This is a genomic window from Chamaesiphon sp. OTE_8_metabat_110 (assembly GCF_031382685.1).
In the GTDB taxonomy this organism is placed as follows: domain Bacteria; phylum Cyanobacteriota; class Cyanobacteriia; order Cyanobacteriales; family Chamaesiphonaceae; genus Chamaesiphon.
The window spans coordinates 1-4,630 of the sequence record NZ_JANMZA010000258.1; the positions used below are offsets into that span (position 1 = coordinate 1).

The following is a 4,630-nucleotide window of genomic DNA, read 5'->3' on the forward strand; positions in this document are numbered from 1 at the left end:
GAGCGGGTACGGATTGGCGCTAATTGCGTCATCCACAGTGGGGCGACGATCGGCGCAGAGGGCTTTGGCTTTGTGCCGACGGCTACAGGCTGGTTCAAGATGGAACAGGCTGGTTATACGGTCTTAGAGGATGGTGTGGAGATCGGTTGCAATAGCACTGTCGATCGACCAGCCGTGGGGGAAACGCGGATTGGTAAAGATACCAAGTTAGACAATCTAGTGCATGTCGGACACGGGTGTCAAATTGGATCTAATTGCGCCCTTGCCGCTCAAGTTGGGTTAGCTGGTGGCGTCAAAGTTGGCAATGGAGTTTTACTAGCCGGACAAGTTGGCGTTGCCAATCAAGTAACTATCGGCGATCGCGCAATTGCTTCATCGAAAACAGGCATTCATCGCAACGTCGAACCCGGTGAAATTGTCTCGGGATATCCCGCCGTTTCCCACAAACTTTGGCTTAAAACTGCCGCGATCGTCAATCGACTACCAGAAATGTATCAATTCTTTAAAAACAGCCCGCGTAGTTAACAGCTAGGCACGGATTTAGGCAAGCGCTATCTTAGGGACATTAGCCGATCGCCTCCGTTTGCGGAGCGTACTGTCGGCAATTGAGCCGCCTTTGCAGTAGTAAGTCCCGATCGAAATTAGTATTCTCTAATCCAAAAATATCGTCCGTCCGAGTAGTTAATCTACCTCAAGAATGTAAAATATATGTCGATTTGTGGATCTCATTATCGAGCGATCGTGTTAAGCTACCTCAGAAGCTGTAGTTATTTAATTACTCAAAAGTAGAAAGTAACTATCCTTGCACATTATTACTAGGGACTTTCCTGGGATCGTCTAATGTGTAGTTTTGTTGCCCGAAAGCAGCTACCTTTTTAGTTGTTTTAAGCGACCGAATCGATCGTCAACCAAAGATGCTTAAATTTAAATTTATGCCAATCGGCAAAATTTGAAAAACTGGTATATTTCACTACCACTATTTGACGCTGTGACTGCTACCCGATCGGCTCTCCTGCTATGTTGGGGAAACAGACACTTAAGAGGGTGTTTGAAAAGTATAAATTAGCATTCGTAAACCCTAGAAATCCCCCCTGTCTTGTCTCGCTGCTTGGTGCGCTATACCCTCGGGGAACCCGAGGAGCGCGCATCCGCAAACCGTCGGGAAACCCGACGAGCGCGCATCCGCTTTCAATAAGTCTTGCTTATTACCATAAATGCTGGAGAGCCGATCCGTCCGAACGACGACAGGAAAATGGAGGCGTTGGCATCCTCGATCGTTCCCCGTTTGCAGGCACAAATGCTAAGTAGGCAAGATAAGTTATTTCCTGACTAGTCGGTCTACACTGGCACTTACAATTTATTACACAGCACGAATATGAACGAAACTTGGCAACTTATCGGCACGCTTGCTAGCACCGATCGGCTCATTAGCCAACAGTGGCTAGTCGCGCAGGTCGCAGTACCAGTGACCACGCCCAATTTTTCTACTACTGGAGTCGAAAACTTCGTCAGACAAACCAGTGGCACCGTCGGCGCTTACCTCCCCAGCTTACTCGGGGCGATCGTCACGTTATTTGTCGGCTGGATCGTGGCTTTTGTCGTCTCATCTGTCGTTCGGAACTTACTCAAACGCACGGACTTAGACAATCGCCTAGGGCGGATGGCTACAGGCAATGCTAACTCAAATTTAAACACCGAAAAATTAGTCGGAGACATCGTGTTCTGGCTAATTTTTCTGTTTGCGGTGCTGGGCTTTCTCAACGCCCTCAACCTCACCGTTGTCGCCCAACCGCTGAATAATGTCCTGAATCAAATTCTGGCATTCGTACCAAAACTAGCTTCAGCAGCAGCTTTAGCAGCAGTAGCATGGCTGGTAGCCACCGCAGTCAAAGCGATCGTCGTGCGGACGGCTGGCACGCTCGTCCCCGCCATGTCTCGGAGAATGGCGGTGGGTGAAAATCAAGTATTACCGAGTGAGACGCTTGGTAATGCCTTGTACTGGTTCGTCTTCTTATTCTTCCTGCCTCTGATCCTCGATGTTCTCGATCTTAGAGGCCCGCTGGCACCAGTCCAAAATCTGCTCAATGATATTCTCAGCGCCTTACCCAATATCTTCAAAGCAGGTTTGATCGCTTTAGTCGGCTGGTTTGTCGCCAGAATCGTCCGCGAGTTGGTGACTAATCTACTAGCGGCGGCTGGAACTGAGAGATTAGCTACCAAAATTGGCTTAAATAGAGCCGCTCCCGGTCAATCCCTCTCGGGTTTATTGGGCACTGTTGTCTACCTGATGGTGTTGATTCCGACGGCAGTCGCCGCTCTCGATGCGCTCCAGATCCCAGCGATCTCTGGCCCTGCCACTTCCATGCTCCAACGAGTATTGGATATCATCCCCCAAATTCTGACCGCAGCGGCGATTTTAGCCGTGGCTTATGTTGTCAGTCAGTTCATCGGCGAGCTAGTTACCAATCTCCTCAATGGATTGGGTTTCAACAATATCTTCCGGGCGTTGGGACTCAATTCTTTACATGATTCGACGACAGCTAGTCCCCTGAGCGTACCACCATCAGGGACACCAGTGACTCGCAGCGAGATCGTCCCCAGTACTCGCAAGCAGACACCTTCGGAAATAGCCGGATTAGTCGCCCGGATTGGGGTGATGTTGGTTGCCGCTGTCGCTGCTACTGGCGTCTTAGGGATTGATTCGCTCACCCAGCTAGTTAATGGCTTGCTGTTGATCTCCGGACAAGTTTTATCTGGAATCGTCGTGTTTGCGATCGGTCTATATCTAGCCAACTTGGCGCAAAGAGTCGTCAGCAGCTCGGGTACACACCAATCCCAAATCCTCGGACAGGTCGCTCGCTTGGCAATTATCGTCTTTGTCGGTGCGATGGCACTCCAGCAGATGGGAATTGCGGCGAGTATCGTTAACTTAGCATTCGGTCTATTGCTAGGTGCGATCGCCGTGGCAATGGCGATCTCATTCGGTTTGGGCGGTCGCGATGTGGCGTCCGAACAACTCCGGGATTGGTTGACAGGCTTCCGCGATAAACGTTAGAGGGTTAATACTTTGACTGTCGCGGCGTTGCTGATTTAAGGTATGATTTGCACCAATCTTGCCCTCACCCCCAACCCCTCTGTCTTGTCTCGCTAAACCCTCGGCAAAGCCGAGGAGCGCGAGCCGCTCCCAAGCTTGGGAGAGGGGAACCAGAGCCGGAGGCGAGGGCGGGGTGAGGGCGGGGTGAGGGCAAGGGATTTCGATTGGTATCATACCCAGATTCAGCAACGCTGCTCTCGCTTAGTGCGATCGATTAACAACCAAAGTCAGGAACTAGCCATAGAGGTTGGTTCCTGACTTTTTGTTTAGCCGGGGAGATCTCACCCCCTCACCCCAATCTAGTTGGGCTAAAATATTTGATGAGGTTCAAAATTTCTTTGAGACGTGGAAACTAATACGATTATTAAGTGTGATGAAGTTTGCACTAACGGCTGCGTACGTCCCGATCGCTGTCAAAACCAAGCTCATCTAGAATCGGCTGCCAAATTTATCAACGAAACTTCTTTAGATAAAATGCACGAGATCGCCGAAGCAGCTCGGCTCAAAAAGCTCTCAACTCCGCCAGTGTGGGTGATTCCCGACTGGCAAGACTAAGGGGTAGGCTTTAGGCTTTAGGGCAGCGGAAATAAAATATAAATCAGCCCAAATCCCCACCGATCGATTTATCTAAAACCTTTATCTAGCTGTAACATGAACTTAGTATCACTCCAGAATCAACTGGACAACCTCTCCTTTGGGATCTTACTAGCAACCATGCTCGTTTATTGGGTCGGTGCCGCTTTCCCCACCCTGCCATTTTTACCAAATCTGGGTACTACAGGGATGGCGATCGCCAATCTGTGTATGGCAACCCTTCTGGGTGCTAGATGGATCGAAGCTGGCTACTTCCCATTGAGTAATTTATATGAGTCGCTTTTCTTTCTAGCTTGGGGGATTACGGCGGTTCACCTCTTTGCCGAATCCATCAGTCGCAGCGCGCTAGTGGGCGTTGTCACGGCACCTGTAGCGATGCTGATTACCGCCTTTTCCGCTTTGAAACTCCCCGATGAGATGCAAGCTTCGGCACCACTCGTCCCCGCCTTAAAATCAAACTGGTTGATGATGCACGTCAGTGTAATGATGATCTCTTATGCTACTTTGATGGTGGGATCTGTATTGGCAATCGCCTTTTTGTTTGTCACGCGCGGACAGGACATCGAGTTACGGGGTAGCTCTTTTGGTGGGAGTGGTTATCGCCTAACCAGTAGCCTTGCTACTCAAAAAGTTGCCGAAGCTGCCATACCGATGGCAATTAATACCGCTGACATGGGTAACATAGCAGTAATGACATTACCGACAACGGCAACTGCTACACTCACACCGCAACGTTTGAGTCTCGCCGATACCTTGGATAATATCAGCTATCGCGTCATCGGTTTGGGCTTCCCCTTGCTGACGATCGGGATTATTGCAGGTGGGGTCTGGGCAAACGAAGCGTGGGGTTCGTATTGGAGCTGGGATCCGAAAGAAACTTGGGCATTGATTACTTGGTTGGTCTTTGCGGCATATCTGCACTCGCGAATTACCAAAGGCTGG

General features: G+C 50.0%; 4 protein-coding genes and 1 pseudogene. All 5 read left to right on the top strand.

Annotated elements, in window-relative coordinates; genetic code table 11:
- The coding region (locus tag RMO52_RS09385) for a UDP-3-O-(3-hydroxymyristoyl)glucosamine N-acyltransferase (protein ID WP_310413287.1) at positions 1–525 on the top strand (525 nt) is incomplete at its 5' end.
- A gap of 850 nt (positions 526–1,375) precedes the next feature.
- Positions 1,376–1,639: pseudogene (locus tag RMO52_RS24665) on the top strand (hypothetical protein); the annotation flags it as partial.
- 105 nt (positions 1,640–1,744) lie between these two features.
- The gene (locus RMO52_RS09390) at positions 1,745–3,055 is read left to right on the top strand and encodes a mechanosensitive ion channel (RefSeq protein WP_396134934.1); all 1,311 of its coding nucleotides are present in this window, start codon (positions 1,745–1,747) and stop codon (positions 3,053–3,055) included.
- Between the two features lie 384 nt (positions 3,056–3,439).
- Positions 3,440–3,649: a hypothetical protein gene (locus RMO52_RS09395; RefSeq protein WP_309743472.1), complete on the top strand. Its 210-nt coding sequence runs from the start codon at positions 3,440–3,442 to the stop codon at positions 3,647–3,649.
- A 96-nt stretch (positions 3,650–3,745) separates the two neighbouring features.
- Positions 3,746–4,630, top strand: an 885-nt coding sequence (gene ccsB, locus RMO52_RS09400; protein WP_310413293.1) for a c-type cytochrome biogenesis protein CcsB, incomplete at its 3' end; no start/stop codon positions are given.